General features: G+C 75.8%; 17 protein-coding genes. 7 read left to right on the forward strand and 10 right to left on the reverse strand.

Features of this window, described 5'->3' with window-relative positions; translation table 11 throughout:
- Positions 1-12: 12 nt before the first annotated feature.
- Together ACFU5J_RS11260 and ACFU5J_RS11265 are read right to left on the reverse strand one after the other, a co-directional pair.
- The gene (locus ACFU5J_RS11260) at positions 13-552 is read right to left on the reverse strand and encodes a putative immunity protein (RefSeq protein ID WP_430578766.1); all 540 of its coding nucleotides are present in this window, start codon (positions 550-552) and stop codon (positions 13-15) included.
- A gap of 29 nt (positions 553-581) precedes the next feature.
- The gene (locus tag ACFU5J_RS11265) at positions 582-1,046 is read right to left on the reverse strand and encodes a hypothetical protein (protein ID WP_430575087.1); all 465 of its coding nucleotides are present in this window, start codon (positions 1,044-1,046) and stop codon (positions 582-584) included.
- A gap of 48 nt (positions 1,047-1,094) precedes the next feature.
- Between ACFU5J_RS11265 and ACFU5J_RS11270 the strand changes: the two genes are divergently transcribed.
- Together ACFU5J_RS11270 and ACFU5J_RS11275 are read left to right on the forward strand one after the other, a co-directional pair.
- Positions 1,095-1,556, forward strand: coding sequence for an anthrone oxygenase family protein (locus tag ACFU5J_RS11270; protein WP_430578767.1), 462 nt, complete (start codon positions 1,095-1,097; stop codon positions 1,554-1,556).
- A 97-nt stretch (positions 1,557-1,653) separates the two neighbouring features.
- Positions 1,654-2,097: a CoA-binding protein gene (locus ACFU5J_RS11275; protein ID WP_430578768.1), complete on the forward strand. Its 444-nt coding sequence runs from the start codon at positions 1,654-1,656 to the stop codon at positions 2,095-2,097.
- A 58-nt stretch (positions 2,098-2,155) separates the two neighbouring features.
- On the opposite strand, the gene ACFU5J_RS11280 is transcribed toward ACFU5J_RS11275, so the two are convergent.
- From ACFU5J_RS11280 to ACFU5J_RS11300, 5 genes are all read right to left on the reverse strand, one after another.
- Positions 2,156-3,142 carry a sugar phosphate isomerase/epimerase family protein gene (locus ACFU5J_RS11280; RefSeq protein WP_430578769.1) on the reverse strand — a complete coding sequence of 329 codons (987 nt, stop codon included), beginning with the start codon at positions 3,140-3,142 and terminating at the stop codon, positions 2,156-2,158.
- A gap of 99 nt (positions 3,143-3,241) precedes the next feature.
- A complete protein-coding gene (locus ACFU5J_RS11285) occupies positions 3,242-5,827 on the reverse strand; it encodes a PQQ-dependent sugar dehydrogenase (protein ID WP_430578770.1) in 2,586 nt (861 codons plus the stop codon).
- Positions 5,828-6,193: 366 nt separating this feature from the next.
- A complete protein-coding gene (locus ACFU5J_RS11290) occupies positions 6,194-7,051 on the reverse strand; it encodes an ATP-binding cassette domain-containing protein (RefSeq protein ID WP_430578771.1) in 858 nt (285 codons plus the stop codon).
- Positions 7,048-8,130 carry a putative F420-0 ABC transporter permease subunit gene (locus ACFU5J_RS11295; RefSeq protein ID WP_430578772.1) on the reverse strand — a complete coding sequence of 361 codons (1,083 nt, stop codon included), beginning with the start codon at positions 8,128-8,130 and terminating at the stop codon, positions 7,048-7,050. The genes ACFU5J_RS11290 and ACFU5J_RS11295 overlap by 4 nt, the downstream gene beginning before the upstream one ends.
- A complete protein-coding gene (locus ACFU5J_RS11300) occupies positions 8,127-9,173 on the reverse strand; it encodes a putative F420-0 ABC transporter substrate-binding protein (protein ID WP_430578773.1) in 1,047 nt (348 codons plus the stop codon). The genes ACFU5J_RS11295 and ACFU5J_RS11300 overlap by 4 nt, the downstream gene beginning before the upstream one ends.
- 185 nt (positions 9,174-9,358) lie before the next feature.
- On the opposite strand from ACFU5J_RS11300, the gene ACFU5J_RS11305 reads away from it, so the two are divergent.
- The 3 genes from ACFU5J_RS11305 to ACFU5J_RS11315 are packed head-to-tail and all read left to right on the forward strand — an operon-like array spanning position 9,359 to position 12,393.
- Positions 9,359-10,141: a tyrosine-protein phosphatase gene (locus tag ACFU5J_RS11305; protein WP_430578774.1), complete on the forward strand. Its 783-nt coding sequence runs from the start codon at positions 9,359-9,361 to the stop codon at positions 10,139-10,141.
- 25 nt (positions 10,142-10,166) lie between these two features.
- A complete protein-coding gene (locus tag ACFU5J_RS11310; RefSeq protein WP_430578775.1) occupies positions 10,167-10,721 on the forward strand; it encodes a hypothetical protein in 555 nt (184 codons plus the stop codon).
- A 4-nt stretch (positions 10,722-10,725) separates the two neighbouring features.
- Positions 10,726-12,393: a molybdopterin-dependent oxidoreductase gene (locus tag ACFU5J_RS11315; protein WP_430578776.1), complete on the forward strand. Its 1,668-nt coding sequence runs from the start codon at positions 10,726-10,728 to the stop codon at positions 12,391-12,393.
- A gap of 10 nt (positions 12,394-12,403) precedes the next feature.
- Here the strand turns inward: ACFU5J_RS11315 and ACFU5J_RS11320 are convergent, their stop codons facing one another.
- The gene (locus ACFU5J_RS11320) at positions 12,404-12,844 is read right to left on the reverse strand and encodes a hypothetical protein (RefSeq protein WP_430575098.1); all 441 of its coding nucleotides are present in this window, start codon (positions 12,842-12,844) and stop codon (positions 12,404-12,406) included.
- A gap of 89 nt (positions 12,845-12,933) precedes the next feature.
- On the opposite strand from ACFU5J_RS11320, the gene ACFU5J_RS11325 reads away from it, so the two are divergent.
- Entirely contained in the window at positions 12,934-13,494 is a 561-nt protein-coding gene (locus ACFU5J_RS11325) for a TetR/AcrR family transcriptional regulator (protein WP_430575099.1), read from the forward strand.
- A gap of 12 nt (positions 13,495-13,506) precedes the next feature.
- On the opposite strand, the gene ACFU5J_RS11330 is transcribed toward ACFU5J_RS11325, so the two are convergent.
- Entirely contained in the window at positions 13,507-14,154 is a 648-nt protein-coding gene (locus ACFU5J_RS11330) for a LysE family translocator (protein ID WP_430575100.1), read from the reverse strand.
- Positions 14,155-14,217: 63 nt separating this feature from the next.
- Here ACFU5J_RS11330 and ACFU5J_RS11335 point away from each other — a divergent pair, with 63 nt between their 5' ends.
- Positions 14,218-14,715 carry an HIT family protein gene (locus ACFU5J_RS11335; RefSeq protein ID WP_430578777.1) on the forward strand — a complete coding sequence of 166 codons (498 nt, stop codon included), beginning with the start codon at positions 14,218-14,220 and terminating at the stop codon, positions 14,713-14,715.
- A 13-nt stretch (positions 14,716-14,728) separates the two neighbouring features.
- Here ACFU5J_RS11335 and ACFU5J_RS11340 read toward each other — a convergent pair whose 3' ends face one another.
- Positions 14,729-15,328, reverse strand: a complete 600-nt coding sequence (locus ACFU5J_RS11340) for a YdcF family protein (protein ID WP_430578778.1) — start codon at positions 15,326-15,328, stop codon at positions 14,729-14,731.
- Positions 15,329-15,334: the final 6 nt, after the last annotated feature.

A 15,334-nucleotide genomic window follows, 5' to 3' on the forward strand; every position in this document is an offset into this window, starting at 1 on the left:
CCGGGGCGCCGGTCAGGTGGCGCGCCGCAGGTCCGCGTCCAGGAGGGACATCAGCGCGGCGACGCGGCTGCGGCCGGTGGGCGCGGGCGGGTAGCGGCGGAGCACGTCGACGAGCGCGGGGGTCGCGCGGGCCCGCGCCTCGTCGATCGCGCGCAGGCCGGCCTCCGGGTCGTCGCCGGCTCGCAGCTCGGCGACCCGCGCCGCGCTCGCCGCCGCCCGCAGGATGTGGCCCACCTGCGTGGCGCGCGCGATCGGGTGGAGGTACGCGGCGGCCGCGGCGTCGCCCGCCGCGCGGGCCGCGAGCCGGGCCGCCTCGGTGGTCGCCTCCCGTGCCGCGCGGTGCGCGTCGAGGGCGGTGACGCGCTGCAGGCGGGTGCGCGGGGCGCCGCCGACGAACTCCCACGCTGCGGCGAGGGCGGCGCCGGGGCGCGGGTCGTCGGGGCGGTCCCGCGCGAACAGCGGGAGGACGGGCTCGGCGCTCTCGGCCACGTAGCGGGCCACGACGCGCAGCTCGTCCAGGGTCAGGTCGAAGTCCCCGGCGACGGTCGTCATGGCCCCATCGTCCCGGACCGGCGGCGACCCTAGGCCGACGCGCCGGAGGGCAGGCGCCGCAGCCGCCCCACCAGGAAGCTCTCGACGCCGCTCGCGCCGGTGAGCGACGCGAACAGGCCGCTCAGCAGCCCGCGCGCGTGCTCGGCGTCGACGACGCGCAGCTGGTCGACGCGGTAGTCCACGCCCTTGCGGGTCAGCCGGTACGAGCCCGCGGCGCGGACGTTCCGGCACCAGTCGACGTCGGCGCCCCAGGGCAGCGGGTGCAGCACGAGGATGTCGCGGTACTCGCCGATCTCGACGGGGTCGCCCGGGCGCGACACCTGCGTGTCGATCGGCGCACGGGCGGCGAACGCGACGACGGGGGTGCGGTACTCGCGGCCGCTCGTGCGCCCCACGTGGTGCAGCGTGGCCCAGGGCGGCACGCGCGAGCTCACCTTCAGGGCGTAGGGATTGAAGCGCTTGGTGGCCTTGACGACCGAAGGAGGGGCGGGCATGACTCCATCCTGCTGCGCTCCGGCGGGTCCCGCTGGTTGACTGGGCCCATGAACCTCTGGGACGTGCTCCTCGTGCTGACGACGCTGGTCACCGGCCTGGCGGGCGGGGTGTTCGCCGCGTTCTCGACCTTCGTCGTCGCGGGCCTGCGGCGAGTCGCCCCGGCCGACGCCGCGGCGGCCATGGCCGGGATCAACGCCGACGCCGTGCGGCCCCCGTTCATGACGCTGTTCGGCGCGGCCGTCGTCGTGCCGGTCGTGACCGGGGTGGTCGGGCTCGTCGGCGGGTACGACGGCGCGTGGCTGGTGGTGGCGTGCGCCGTGGTGGTGCTGGTGGGCATGCTCGGGGTCACGGCGGCCGCGAACGTCCCGCTGAACGACCGGCTGGCGGCGAGCCCCGACGCCGCGGGCTGGGCCGCGTTCGACCGGCCGTGGAGCCGGTGGAACCACGTGCGCACGGTCGCGTGCGCGGCGGCCTGCGCGCTCTCGGGCGCGGCGCTGGCGGTCGCGTGAGCGCGAGGACGACGGGACGGACGAGGAGGGCACGAGCATGCGGATGAGGGACCCGAAGGACTGGAACAGGCCGCTCGACGCCGGGGTTGTGCCCGGTATGAGCGCACCGGACACGACGAGCGGCCCCGACACCGGGACGGACGACGCCGACGCCACGATCGACCGGGTCCTGGCCGACACGACGACCTGGGCCGTCGTCGGGCTGTCGACCAACACCGCCCGCGCCGCGTACGGCGTCGCGGGCGTGCTGCAGCGGGCCGGCAAGCGGATCGTGCCGGTCCACCCGAGCGCCGAGACGGTGCACGGAGAGCAGGGCTACGCGACCCTCGCCGACATCCCGTTCCCCGTCGACGTCGTGGACGTGTTCGTCCGCTCCGACCTCGCGGGCGCCGTCGCCGACGAGGCGGTCGCGATCGGCGCGCAGGCCGTGTGGTTCCAGCTCGACGTCGTCGACGAGGCCGCCGCCGCCCGGGTGCGCGCCGCCGGCCTCGACATGGTCATGGACCGCTGCCCCGCCATCGAGCTGGGCCTGCGCCGCTGACGCACGCCACGGGGCCCCGCCCGCGCCGTGCGCGGACGGGGCCCCGTGGCCGCTCGCCTCAGCCCCGCAGGCCGAGGATCGAGGTGTAGCTGCGGCGGGCGTTGCCGAGCGAGTCGACCGGGTTCGGCGGGACGGCGGTCGTGGGGGCGTTGTCCTGCTCCCAGATGCCCCAGCGGGTGCCGCGTGCCTTCGTGGCGCGCAGGAACTCGCGGTAGGGCAGGTCGCCGGCGTCGAACTCGATGATGTCGAACCCGTTGGGGTTCGCCTCGTTGCGCGCGCCGTCCTTGAGGTGCAGGAGCGGGTAGCGGTGCGCGTGGCCGCGCACGTAGTCGATCGGCTCGAAGCCCGGGTAGAGGTGCTGGCCGACGAAGGCCCAGTAGACGTCCATCTCGAGGAACACGGCGTCCGGGTCGGTGTGGTCGAAGAAGACGTCGTAGAGGCGGACGTCGGGCTGGTCGCTCGCGAACGCGAACTCGCCCGCGTGGTTGTGCTGGTAGAGCTTGAGCCCGGCGGCGTTCGCCTGGGCGCCCCAGGCGTTGAACTCGTCCGCGGCCGCGCGGTACCCGGCCACGGTGGCGACGTTCGACGGGGCGTTCGCCGTCCCGACGTGCGGCATGCCGAGGATGTTCGCGATCTCGAGCTGGCGCGCCAGGTCCGTGCGCAGGGCGCCGATGCCGACGTGGGACCCGACGGCCCGCAGGCCGTTGTCGTCGAGGAGCCGGCGGATCTCCTCCGGGGTGATCGCCCCGACCTGGCCCTGGGTGTACCCGGCGAACTCGATCTCGGTGTACCCGATGTCGGCGAGCTGCTCGAACACCGTGCGGAACCCGAGGCTCGAGACCTTGTCGCGGATCGAGTAGAGCTGGATGCCGATCTTGCCCGGGGGGACCAGGCGGCCGTTGCCGGCGGTCGCGGCGCTCGCGGCCGCCGTGGGGGTGGCGGCCGCGGCCCCCGGGGCGGCGGCGGCACCGAGGCCGACGGCCACGGTCGACGTCGCGAGCGCCTTGATCAGGCTGCGGCGCGTCATCTGGGACTTGCTGCTCATCGTCTCTCCTTCAGGGGATGGAGCGGTGCGGCTCGGGCGAGCCGCACCGCGGTGGTGCGGGCCGGTGCCGCGGGCACGCCCGCGGCACCGGCCCCGCCGTCATCGCGCGGTGCCGGCTCCCGTGCCACGGAAGGTCAGCGTGTCGACGACGGCCCCCGTGTTCGTCGTCACGTAGAGCGTCCCGCTGCCCTTCGGCGCCGAGGCGAGCGGCACGACGACGTCCGTCAGCGTCCCGGCCGAGGGGAGGGAGACCTTGGCGAACGACGGGCCCGTCGCGGAGCCCCAGCGCAGCCAGAGCTGGCCCTTGCCGGACGCGCGGACGACGACGTCGTCGATGCCGTCGAACGCGACCGGCCCGAGCTCCAGGGAGCCCTTCTTGCCGAGGCTGACGGCCTTCCCGCCGTTCGCGGCCGCGTCGTCCACGACCTCGCCGCCGGTGACCGGGTGGAACTCGGCCTCCTGGACGAACGGGTTCAGCCGCACCGTGGCCTCGCCCGACGCCGGGGGCTGCCCGTTGGCGCCGCCGTCCGTGTAGGTCACGACGACCGCGCCGTAGAGGTTGGCGCCGGCGCCGTGCTCGGGCGAGTTCGGGTCGGTCTGCCACACGCCCTCGCAGCCGGTGCCCGAGAGCTCGGGGTGGGCGTGCTCGTCGTGGCCGAGGCCGTACGTCCACTTCACGCGGTCGCACACGGTCGCGTCGCCGTCCTCGGCGTCCTTCGTGGTGACCTTGAACGGGATCGCGTCTCCCCAACTGAAGAACGCGCCGTTCTCCGGGAACTCGACGGTCACCTCCGGCGCCTGGTTGCCGACCGAGACCACCGTCGAGGTGAGCGACCGCTTGCCGCTCGCGTCCGTGACGCGCAGGCGCGCCGTGTACTGGCCGAGCTCCGTGTAGGTGTACGTGGCCGTGACCCCGGTGAGGTCGAAGGTGCCGTCACCGTCCACGTCCCAGTCGTACGTCAGCGCGTCCCCGTCCGGGTCGGACGAGCCGCTCGCGTCGAACGTGACCTCCAGCGGTGCCGAGGACGACGAGTCGGGCGTGGTGGTGAAGCGGGCCTGCGGCGCCTTGTTCCCGGCGGCGTAGTCGATCCGGTAGAGCCCGGCGTCCGGGTTGGCCCGGAAGAAGCCGTCGCCGTAGTCGAGCACGTACAGCGACCCGTCGGGCCCGAACTCGAGGTCCATCGGGTTGTCGTTGATCGGCTGGCCGGCCGGCCCGATGACCGAGTTCGGCATGAAGTCCTCGATGTGGGTGACGCCGAGGGTGGCCGGGTCCACGGTGAACGCGGCCAGGTAGTCCTGCGAGAACTCGCCGAAGAAGTACTTGCCGTCCCAGTACTCGGGCAGCTTGCCCGGGGCGGTGCTGTCCGCGTCGTAGTGGTAGACCGGGCCGCCCATGGGCGCCTGGCCCGAGCCCGTGCCGAAGCTCACCAGCTCGTCCCACGGCTGGTCGCCGACGTTGTCGCCGTACCAGAGGGTCGCCGGGCGGGCCGGGGGGAGGTCGACGAGGCCGGTGTTCCAGCGCGAGGTGTTCGTGAGGTTCTCCGGGTCGAAGAACTCCCGCGGCGTGCCCGTGGCGAAGTCCCACTCGTTGTAGGCGAAGTTGTCGCCGGTGGCGTAGGGCCACCCGGAGTTGTGCGGGTCGTCGAGGGAGACGACGTTCCACTCCACGAGGCCCATGGGGCCGCGGTCGTTCGCCTCCGCGACGGCGCGCGTGGCGTCCGGGCCGTAGTCGCCCCAGGACAGCGTGCTCGTCTCGGGGTCGACCTCGAAGCGGTACGGGTTGCGCACGCCCATGACGAAGATCTCGGGGCGCGTCTTCTCGGTGCCGGGCGGGAACAGGTTGCCCTCGGGGATCGTGTACGAGCCGTCCGCCTCGACGTGGATCCGCAGGATCTTGCCGCGCAGGTCGTTCGTGTTCCCCGCGCCGCGGCGCGAGTCGAAGCCCGGGTTCATGCCGGGGGCGTCGTTGTTCGGGGCGAAGCCGTTCGCGCCCGGGGTGCCCGCGGGCGTGTTGTCGCCGGTCGTGAGGTACAGGTTGCCGTCGCCGTCGAAGTCGATGTCGGCGCCGACGTGGCAGCACTGGCCGCGCTGCGTGCCCACGTCGAGGATCTTCTGCTCGGACGTGAGGTCGAGCTCGTCACCGGTCCACTCGAACCGCGCGAGGCGGTTGACGCCCTTCCACCGGTCCCAGTAGCTCTCGTCCTCGCCCGCGGGGAGCTTCTCCGGGGCGTTGCCCGTGGGGGTGTCCGACACGCCGTCGCCGTCGGCGTCGCGCGGGGCGTAGACGAGGTAGACCCAGCCGTTGTCCTCGAAGGCGGGGTCGATCGCGATGCCCTGGAGCCCGTCCTCCGAGTTGGCGTACACGTCGAGGGTGTTGACCACCTTCGTGACGCCGGTCGACGGGTCGGTGAGGCGGATGTCGCCGTTGCGGGCGGTGTGCAGCACCCGGCTGTCGGGGAGCACCGCCATGTCGATCGGCTCGCCGACGTCCTTGGTGAGCGTGATCTTCTCGTAGTTGGACCAGTCGAGGGCGGCGTCGCCGCCCGGCTCGGCCGCGTGGTCGACGCCGTCGTGCGCGACGGCGGGTGCCGTGGCGGCGCCGATGCCGGTGAGCGCCAGCAGGCCCGCGGTGAGCGCGGCGGTCGCGCGCCGGTTCGGGGCCCTGTTCCCGTGGATATGCTTCATCTGATGCCACTCCTGTGAGGTTCAGTCGCCTGCGAGAGGTCATCCGGACCGGGTCACCCCCGTCGCGCCAACGACGGGTCAGGGTGGCCCGGTTCTGTGTCGGTCCTGGTCAGGGGCCTGTGCGGCGCCCTGCGTCTGCCCTCCTCGTCTCGTCGTCGAGCGAAGCCCGCCGCACGTCGTCGTGCGGGGGAGCGCGTCGCCCCGCGCTGCTCGGCGCGGGGGCGACGGGGTCGAACCGTTCCTGGCGGGTGAATCGTTGCCGACCACCTGGTCGTCATCCTACGAGACTTCCGTCGAGAGTCAATCAAAAGTTGGGCGCTCGTCGACTGCTGCGTGTCGCCCGCCGGCGCGGTTCGCGGGAGCCGCTCAGTCGCGGCGCGTGAACGTCAGCACCGGACGCCCGGTGACCGGGTGCGTGAGCACCTCGGTCCGCACCCCGTACACGGGGTCGAGGACGTCGGGCACGAGGACGTCGCGGACGTCCCCCGCGGCGACGACACGGCCGGCGGCGAGCAGCACCACGTGGTCGCAGTGCTGGGCGGCGAGCTGCAGGTCGTGCAGGGCGGCGAGCACGGTGACGCCGCGGTCGGCGAGCGTGCGCAGCACGCGCAGCGCGTCGAGCTGGGCCGCGATGTCGAGGTGGTTGGTGGGCTCGTCGAGCAGGATCAGCGCGGGCTCCTGCGCGAGCGCGCGGGCCATGTGCACGCGCTGGCGCTCGCCGCCGGAGAGGGTCGTGACCTCGCGGTCCGCGAGCCCGGCGGCGCCGGCCTCGTCCAGGGCGCGGAGGGCCGCGGCCCGGTCGGCGGCGGAGTCGCCGGCCAGCAGGGGGCGGTGCGGGATGCGCCCGAGCAGGACGGCGTCGAGCACGGTCACGGGCAGGTCGGTGGACGCCTCCTGCTCGACGAACGCGAGCGTGCGCGCGCGGCGGCGACGCGGCAGGGCGAGCAGGTCCGCCCCGGCGAACGCGACGCGGGGAGCGCCGGCACCGCCGTCCGACGGCGGCTGCACGCCGGCGACCACGCGCAGCAGGGTCGACTTGCCGGACCCGTTGGGCCCCAGCAGGCCGCTCACCGCGCCCGCGGGCGCGGTGACGTCCACGCCGTCGAGGATCAGCCGCCCGCTCGTCGCCCACGAGACGCGGGCGGCGTCGAGGCCTGCGGCCGGGGCGTCGGTGGAGGTGGCCCGGGCGTCCGTGCCCGGGGCGGTGCTGGTGCCCGCGCTCATGCGATCCTCCGCCCGCGCCACAGGAGCAGGGCGAACACCGGCGCGCCGACCGCCGCGGTGACGATGCCGACGGGCACCTCCCGCGGGGCGAAGACGGTGCGGGCCAGCGTGTCCGCCCAGACGAGGAACGACGCCCCGCACAGCGCCGACAGCGGCAGCAGCAGCCGGTGGCGCGCGCCCGTGAGGAGCCGCACGGCGTGCGGCAGGATCAGGCCGACGAAGCCGATCGACCCGGACTGCGAGACCAGCGCCCCCGTCAGCAGCGCGACGCCGACCAGCAGCAGCCAGCGCACCCGCGCCACCGGCACGCCGAGCGCCGCGGCGGCGGTGTCGCCGAACGTGAACGCGTCGAGGACGGACCCCGTCGAGGCGAGCAGCGTGCCCAGCACCAGCACGGCCACGCCCGTGATCGCGACCGACGTCCACGTGGCCCCGGCCACCGAGCCCATCAGCCACGACAGGATCTCGCGGTACGAGTCGCCGGTGGCCGACCAGAAGATGACGAAGCTCGTCGCGGCGGCGGCGAGCTGGCTCACCGCGAGCCCCGCCAGCACGGTGCGGGTCGGCGTGATCGTGCCGATCGCCCCGGCGAGCCCGAGTGCGGCCGCCAGCGCCACGACCGCGCCGCCGAACGCCGCGACCGGCAGCAGCACGGTCAGCCCGGCCACGAGCACGAGGACCGCGCCGAGGGAGGCGCCGGACGACAGGCCCAGCAGGTACGGGTCGGCCAGGGGGTTGCGCGTCAGGGACTGCATGACGACGCCGCACACGGCGAGCCCGGCCCCGACGGCCGCCGCGGTGAGCACGCGGGGCAGCCGCAGCTCCCAGACCATGCCGTCGGGCAGCGCGCCCAGCGGCTCCAGGTCGAGCACCCCGCCGAGCCCGAGGTGCGTCGCGATCGAGCGCCACACGTCGGCGACGGACAGGTCGGCCGGCCCGACGGTGACCGTCACGAGGACGGTCGCGACCAGCACCACGGCCGCCGCGGGCAGCCACCACCCGGCGCCGCGGCGCGCGGCGGACGGGCCGGGCGCGGGCGGTGGCGCGGGCGGCGCGTCGGGCCGGGCCTGGACGCTCACAGGTCGAGACCGGCCAGCTGGTCGGAGAGGTCCACGACGGCGTCGACGTTCCGCACCCCGGCCTCGGACGCCGGGAACGGCACGGTGAGGTAGCGGCCCTCGCGCACGGCCGTCATGCGCGCCGTGGCGGGGTTGGACTCCAGCCGCTCGATCTTCTGCTCGGCGCTGTTCCACGTCGCGTCGACGAGCACGATGACGTCCGGGTCGGCCTCGATGGCCTGCTCCCACGAGAACGACGTCCAGGTGTCGTGCACGTCCGCGGCGACGTTGTCCAGGCCGACGGCGTCCATGATCATCTGCGGCGCCCCGATGCCCGCGCCGACGTACGGGATGTCGTCGCCGGAGGAGTACCAGAGCGCGGTGAGGCCGCGGTCGTCGCGGGTGACCGACGCGAGGGTGTCGCGCTGGGCGGCCACGAGGTCGTCCGCGGCGTCGGAGGCGTCGAAGATCTCGCCGACCTCGTCGATCTCCGCGAAGACGTCGTCGAAGGTCAGCGGGTCGGGCATCGACTCCGGGGACTTGCAGGCGGCCGGGGAGACGTAGGTCGCGACGCCCAGCTTCGCCAGGGTGGCGCGGTCGCCCGCGCCGTCCGCGGGGAGGTTGGACTCCCAGCCGGCGTACACGAGGTCGGGCTCCAGCCCGAGCACGGCCTCGCTGCCGGGAACCTGGTCGGACAGCGGGGTCGCGACGGCGGGGGCCTCCGCGGCGGCGTCGGCGAGGGAGTCGGGCACCGGGCCGTCGAGGAACGCCGACCCGACGATGCGGTCGCCCAGCCCGAGCGCGAGCAGCATCTCGGTGGTGCTCGACTTGATCGTCACGACCCGCTGCGGGGCGGCGTCGACGGTGGTCCGCGTGTCGCAGTTGTCGAGGCTGAGCGGGTAGGAGGTGCCCGCTCCGGCGGCTCCGTCGGACGAGGCGGACGAGGCCGGCGCCGCGCCGGCGTCGGGCCCTTGCCCGCAGCCCGCGAGGGCGACGACGGACAGGGCGGTCACGAGGATGGTCGGGACGGCGGCGGGCACGGCGGAGAGGGGGCGGCGAGGCACGCGGGGACTCCAGGATCACGGGTCGGGGACGGCACAGGGCGGTCAAAGGTCCAGGACGGCGCGGCATCTCGCACCGGTGGAACCGCGGCCCACAGCCCGGGTCGCGCCGACGGGCCAGAGTCGGGCCCGTGATCCGGCGTCGAGCCTAGTACGCCCGTGGCCGCGCGTGTGGTTGCCTGGCGCGCGTGACCTCCCCGAGCGGCATCGCCCCCACCGCGCCGACGCCTGCGGCCGGTCCCGCAACGGACGACGGCCGCGCCGTGCGCTGGGGCGCGCTGCCGAACGCCCGGGACCTGGGCGGGCTGCCCACCACCGACGGCGGCCGCACCGTGGCCGGGCGCGTCTTCCGGGCGCCGCGCCTCGAGGACGCGGGCCCCGACGGGATCGCGGCGATGGCGGGAGCAGGTGTCCGCACCGTCGTCGACCTGCGCAACGCGGCCGAGGTGGAGCCGCTCGCCCTGCCGTCGTCGGTGACGCGCCACGCCCGCCCGGTCGAGGACCCGGACGACGAGGAGTTCATGCGCGCGTGGGCCCCGCACCTCGACACCCCGCGGTACTACCCGACCGTGCTCGAGCGCTGGCCCGACCTGATCGCGGCCGTCTTCCGGACCCTCGCCGCCGCGCCCGACGGCGCCGTCGTCGTCCACTGCGCGGCCGGGCGCGACCGCACGGGCATGGTCACCGCGCTCCTGCTGACCCTGGTCGGCGTGCCGCGCGCCGCGGTCGTCGAGGACTACCTGCTGGCCGTGCGCGCGACCAACGAGCGCGCCGCCGCCCACCCCGGCGGGCACGAGACCCATCGCGCCCCCGACGAGCTCGCGGCCTGGTGCGACGACGTCGGCGCGGCCCTCGAGGAGTTCCTCGACGGCGTCGACCCCGCCGCCTACCTGCGTGCGCACGGCGTGACGGACGCGGAGCTCGACCGCGTGCGCGCCCGCCTGCTGGACCGACGGCGGGCGTGGCGGTGACCGGGCGGCGCTACGCTCCGGCGTCATGACCAGTCGCGTGCAGGACGCCATCTCGTGGCGGCGGCCGCGCCGACAGCGGCGCGGGGCCCGCGCGAGCGCGGGCGCGGCGACGGGCCTCGTGCGCGCCGCCGTCGACCTCGCGATGTCGATCGCGAGCGGCGACGCCCCCGCCGGCGACCTCTCGGGCCTCGCGGCGGAGCCCCCGCGCGTGCCCCGCGACCCCGCGCAGCCGGTGGCCGAGCTCCCGTGCGTCGTCGTCGGCGGCTCCCCGCCGTGGGCCGCCGCGACCGAGGCGGACCGCCCGCGCCTGTGGGCGACCGCGCCGCGGTTCTGGGTCGAGCTCCCGGGGACGGGCGGCGACGTCGAGGTCGACCGCGCGACGCTGGCGCTCCGCTCGCTCGCCGTCGCGCCCGGGCAGGAGGGGCCCGTCACCCTCGACACCCGCTGCGACGCGACCCTCGCGGCGCCAGGCCTCGAGATCGTCGTCCAGGGGTCGTGGCTCGCCGTCGCGTGGCTCGGCCACCTCGCCGGCTGGCGCGACCCCGGGCTGCCCGAGCCGGGCACGGCAGTGGGACGCTGAGGGGATGACCAGCACGCCGGCAGGGGACAGCGCGTCGCAGGGGGCCGGGCCGGGGGAGGCCGGACGGGGGGAGGCCCCGCCGTGGGACCCCGCGTCGGCGGGCCCGCCCGAGAAGCGACGGCACGACGGCTGGTGGGCGGCGCTCGCGGGCGTCGTCGCGACGGGGGCGGGCCTCGCGCTCGCGGAGCTGCTCGCCGCGTTCGTCGGCCCGGGGTCCGGCCCGGTCGTCGCCGTGGGCGGCGCGGTGGTCGACGGCGTGCCGGGCTGGCTCAAGGACCTCGCCGTCTCCTGGTTCGGCACGGCCGACAAGGCGGTGCTGCTCGCCACGATGGGCGTCGTCTCGCTCGCGGGCGCCGCGTTCGCCGGGTTCCTGGAACGCCGTCGCCCGCCGTGGGGCGCGGTCCTGCTCGGCGCGGTCGGCGTGGTCGCGGCGATCATCGCCGCCCGCCGCCCGGGGGCGACCGTCGTGTGGGCCCTGCCCAGCTTGGTCGGCGTCGTGGCCGCCGTCGTCCTGCTGGGCGCGCTGCTGCGCCGCGTCGAGGTGTGGTTCGCCGAGGACGAGCGCCCGGGGGGCGACTGGCGCGAGGCGGTCGACCGGCGGCGGTTCCTGCAGTGGACGGGCGTGACGGCGGCGGGCGCGGTGCTCGCGCTCGGGGCCTCGCGCGTGGTGTCCGCCGGCGGCCGCGTGGTGGCGGCCGCGCGGGACGCGATCCGGCTGCCGCGCCCCGCGACGGCGGCCGCGCCGCTGCCCACCGGCGTGGACTTCGGCGCCCCGGCGACGGTCCCCGGGCTGACCCCCTACGTCACGCCGAACCCGGACTTCTACCGGATCGACACCGCCCTGCTCCTGCCCCAGGTGGACCCGGGGGACTGGTCGCTGTCCGTGACGGGCCTGGTCGACCAGCCGTTCACCCTCACGTGGGACGAGCTGCTCGCCCTGCCGCTCGAGGAGCACTACGTGACCCTGACGTGCGTCTCCAACGAGGTGGGCGGCAACCTCGTCGGGAACGCCCGGTGGCTCGGGTACCCCGTGCGCGAGCTGCTGGCGCGGGCCGGGCCGCAGGCCGGCGCGGACATGGTGCTCTCGCGCAGCACGGACGGGTTCACCGCCGGCACGCCGCTGGAGGTGCTCCAGGACCCCGGCCGGGCGAGCCTCCTCGCCGTGGGGATGAACGGCGAGCCCCTGCCCGTGGAGCACGGCTTCCCGGCACGGCTGGTGGTGCCGGGTCTGTACGGGTACGTGTCCGCCACCAAGTGGGTCACGGAGCTCACGGTGACGACGTTCGCCGCCGACCAGGGCTACTGGACGCCGCGGGGGTGGTCCGCGCGGGGCCCGATCAAGCTGTCGTCGCGCATCGACGTCCCCCGCCCCGGCGCCGACCTGCCCGCGGGCACCGTGACGCTCGCCGGCGTGGCGTGGGCGCAGCACACCGGGATCTCGCGCGTGCAGGTGCGGGTCGACGACGGTGCGTGGGTCGAGGCGCAGCTCGCCGGGACCGTCGGCCCGGACACCTGGCTGCAGTGGCGCCACGACTGGGACGCGACGCCCGGGGACCACACCGTGGCGGTCCGCGCGACCGACGCCGACGGGAACGTGCAGGTCCAGGCCGAGGCGCCGCCCGCGCCCGACGGCGCCACCGGCTGGCAGACCATCCCGGTGACGATCACCTGACGCCGGCGCCTCACCACGCCGCGAGCGCGGGGACGAGGCAGGCGGCGACGAACACGACCTGGAGCGCGGACCGCGCGGGCAGCGGCATGGTGCGGACGCCGGCGGCGGCCCGGGCCGCGTGCACGTTGGCCGGGAACATCACGACGAACAGCAGCGCGAGGCAGATCCCGGCCGCCGTGCGCGTGGCCGGCAGGAGCAGCCCGGCGGCACCCGCGAGCTCGAGCACCCCCGTGACGGTCACGAGCAGCTCGGGCCGGGGGAGGCGGGGCGGCACCATGGCGACCAGGGCTGCGCGCCGGGGGCTCGTGAAGTGGGCGCTCGCGGTGAGGAGCAGCATGGCCACCAGCCCGGCGGTCAGGGCGGGCGGCCAGCCGTCGAGCGGGTCGACGCCGAGGGCGCCGAGGCCCCGGGCCGCGAGGGTGACGGTGACGAGGACGACGAGGGGTGCCATGGCGTTCTCCCGGATCGGCTACAGTGGATCTTGACAGTGACAAGTTAGATCCGCGGGCGCGGACTGGTCAATGGCTAGATGGAGGCCTGATGGCGGACGGGTACCACCACGGGGACCTGCGGTCGGTCGTGCTGCGCCACGCCGCCGACCAGATCGCGCAGGACGGCGTCGACGGGCTCTCCCTGCGGGGCCTGGCGCAGCGGTCGGGGGTGTCGCACGCCGCGCCGGCGCACCACTTCGGCGACCGGCGAGGGCTGTTCACCGCGCTCGCGACCGAGGGCTTCGACCTGCTGGCGGCGGAGCTCGTCGCCGCGGGCCCCGAGCTGAAGGAGGTGGCGGTGGCCTACGTCCGGTTCGCCCTCGCCCGGCCGGGCCACTTCGCCGTGATGTTCCGCTCCGACCTGCTCCGGGCCGACGACCCGGACCTGGCCGCCGCCCGCCGGCGTTCCGGGCAGGCGTTGCGCGAGGGGGTCGGCCGGCTGGACGGCGTCGCCGACCCGGCAGCCGTCCAGCTGGCGGCGTGGTCGGTCGTGCACGGCTTCGCGTCGCTGTGGCGGGAGGGGGCCTTCGCGGGATCGGACCTCCTGGACACGTCGGCCGACCCGGAGGAGGCCGCGCGGCGCGTCGTGGAGAGGCTGTCGTTCAGCTGACGCCGGGTCCGGTCAGACCCGCGCGGACACGGCGAGGCGCGCGCCGAACAGGACCAGCACGCCGCCCGTGACGCGGTCCACCCAGCGCACGGCGCTCGACCGCCGCAGCCGCGGCCCGACCCACCCGGCGCCGAGGACGACCAGCGACAGCCACGCCGTGCCCAGCAGGCAGTGCACCAGCGCGAGCAGCAGGCCCATGAGCAGCGGGTTCACGCCGTCGGGCACGAACTGCGGGATGGCGGCGACGTAGAACACGCCGACCTTGGGGTTCATGAGGTTGGTGCTCAGCCCCATGCCGAAGTCGCGCCACCGGCCGCCGGTGGGCAGGGGGACGTCGAGGCCGCCGTCCCCGGGCGCGGTCGCGGGCGCGCGGAACGAGCGCCAGAGCATCGCCGCCCCCATCCACACCATGTACGCCGCGCCGGCGAGGGTCAGCACGCGGTACGCCGTCTGGCTGGCGGCGAGCAGCGCGGCCGCTCCGCCGGCGGCGGCCGCGCCCCACACCAGGGTGCCGACCTGGATCCCGAGCAGCGCCGCGAACCCGTGCGAGCGCGAGCGGGTCACGGTGCTGCGCAGCACCAGCGCGGTGTCGAGGCCGGGGACGAGGGTGAGGAGCCCCGCGACGAGCGCGAAGGCGAGCAGCGACTCGTGGATGGTCACGGCGACACCCTAGGGGTGCCGGCGGCGTCGCGGGGTCGCCCGCGGCGCTGGAAGACTCCCCGCATGGAGCACACTCACGCGCCCGCGGACTACGCGTGCCCGTTCTGCCTCGAGCAGCAGGGGCGCGGGGACGAGCACAGCCGGCCGGGCGACGTCGTGGCCGTCACCGGGCGGGCGTACGCGCGCGTGGCGCCGAAGTGGTGGCCGGGCAACCCCGGCAGCCTGCTGGTGATCCCGCGCGCGCACGTCGAGAACCTGTACGCGATCACCCCCGAGGACAACCAGGCGGTGTGGGACCTCGTCCGGCGCGTGGCCGTCGCCGTGCGCGCCGCGTACGCGTGCGACGGCACGTCCGTGCGGCAGCACAACGAGCCCGCCGGGGACCAGGACCTGTGGCACCTGCACGTGCACGTCTTCCCGCGCCACCGCGGCGACGACCTGTACCGGCGCCACCACGACGCGGCCTGGGCGACGCCCGACGCGCGGGCCCCCTACGCGGCGCGGCTGCGGCGGGAGCTGGGGCTGCCGACGTCGTTCCGCGCCGTGCCGCGCGACGACTGACCGAAGGGCGCGGTCACGGTCGTCTCAGGTCCGCGCGGACGCCGCGCAGGGTCCACAGCCCGTAGGCGGCGAGGACCGGCTTCAGCGCGAGCCACTCGCCCCACCGGTGGTCGTCGGCGCGGGTCAGGCGACCCGCCAGGTCGGGCCGCTGCCGCCGCGCGTAGACCCGCGCCTTGAGCGCGTGGGCGGGCTGCGACACGATCGTGATGCGGTCGGCGTCCTCGACGAGCGGGAGCACGCAGGCGACGTTCTCCCACGTGGTGTGGCTCTCCTCCTCGAGCACGACGGGGCCGTCGTAGCCGAGGACGGCGACGGCGTGCGTGCTCAGCACGCTCGCCTCCGACCGCCCGCCGGTGGTGGCGCCGCCGCTGAGCACCAGGGTGGCCCGCGCGGCGGGGTCGATCGACCGGAGCGCGGCCCGGACCCGCCACCGGTTCACGGCGTTGGCCGCGGGGCCGGGGTTGCGGAAGCCGAGCACGACGACGGCCTGCGTGCCCCCGGGCGGTCGTGCGTCGTCGGCGACGAGCGTCCGCGACCAGCGGCCGTTCAGCCACTCGCTGCCCGCGAGCGCGGCGGCGAGCCCGGCGAGGGCGAGGAGCGGTCCGCGGCGCATGCCGGC

The sequence above is a fragment of the Isoptericola sp. NPDC057559 genome, assembly GCF_042801555.1.
In the GTDB taxonomy this organism is placed as follows: Bacteria; Actinomycetota; Actinomycetes; order Actinomycetales; family Cellulomonadaceae; genus Isoptericola.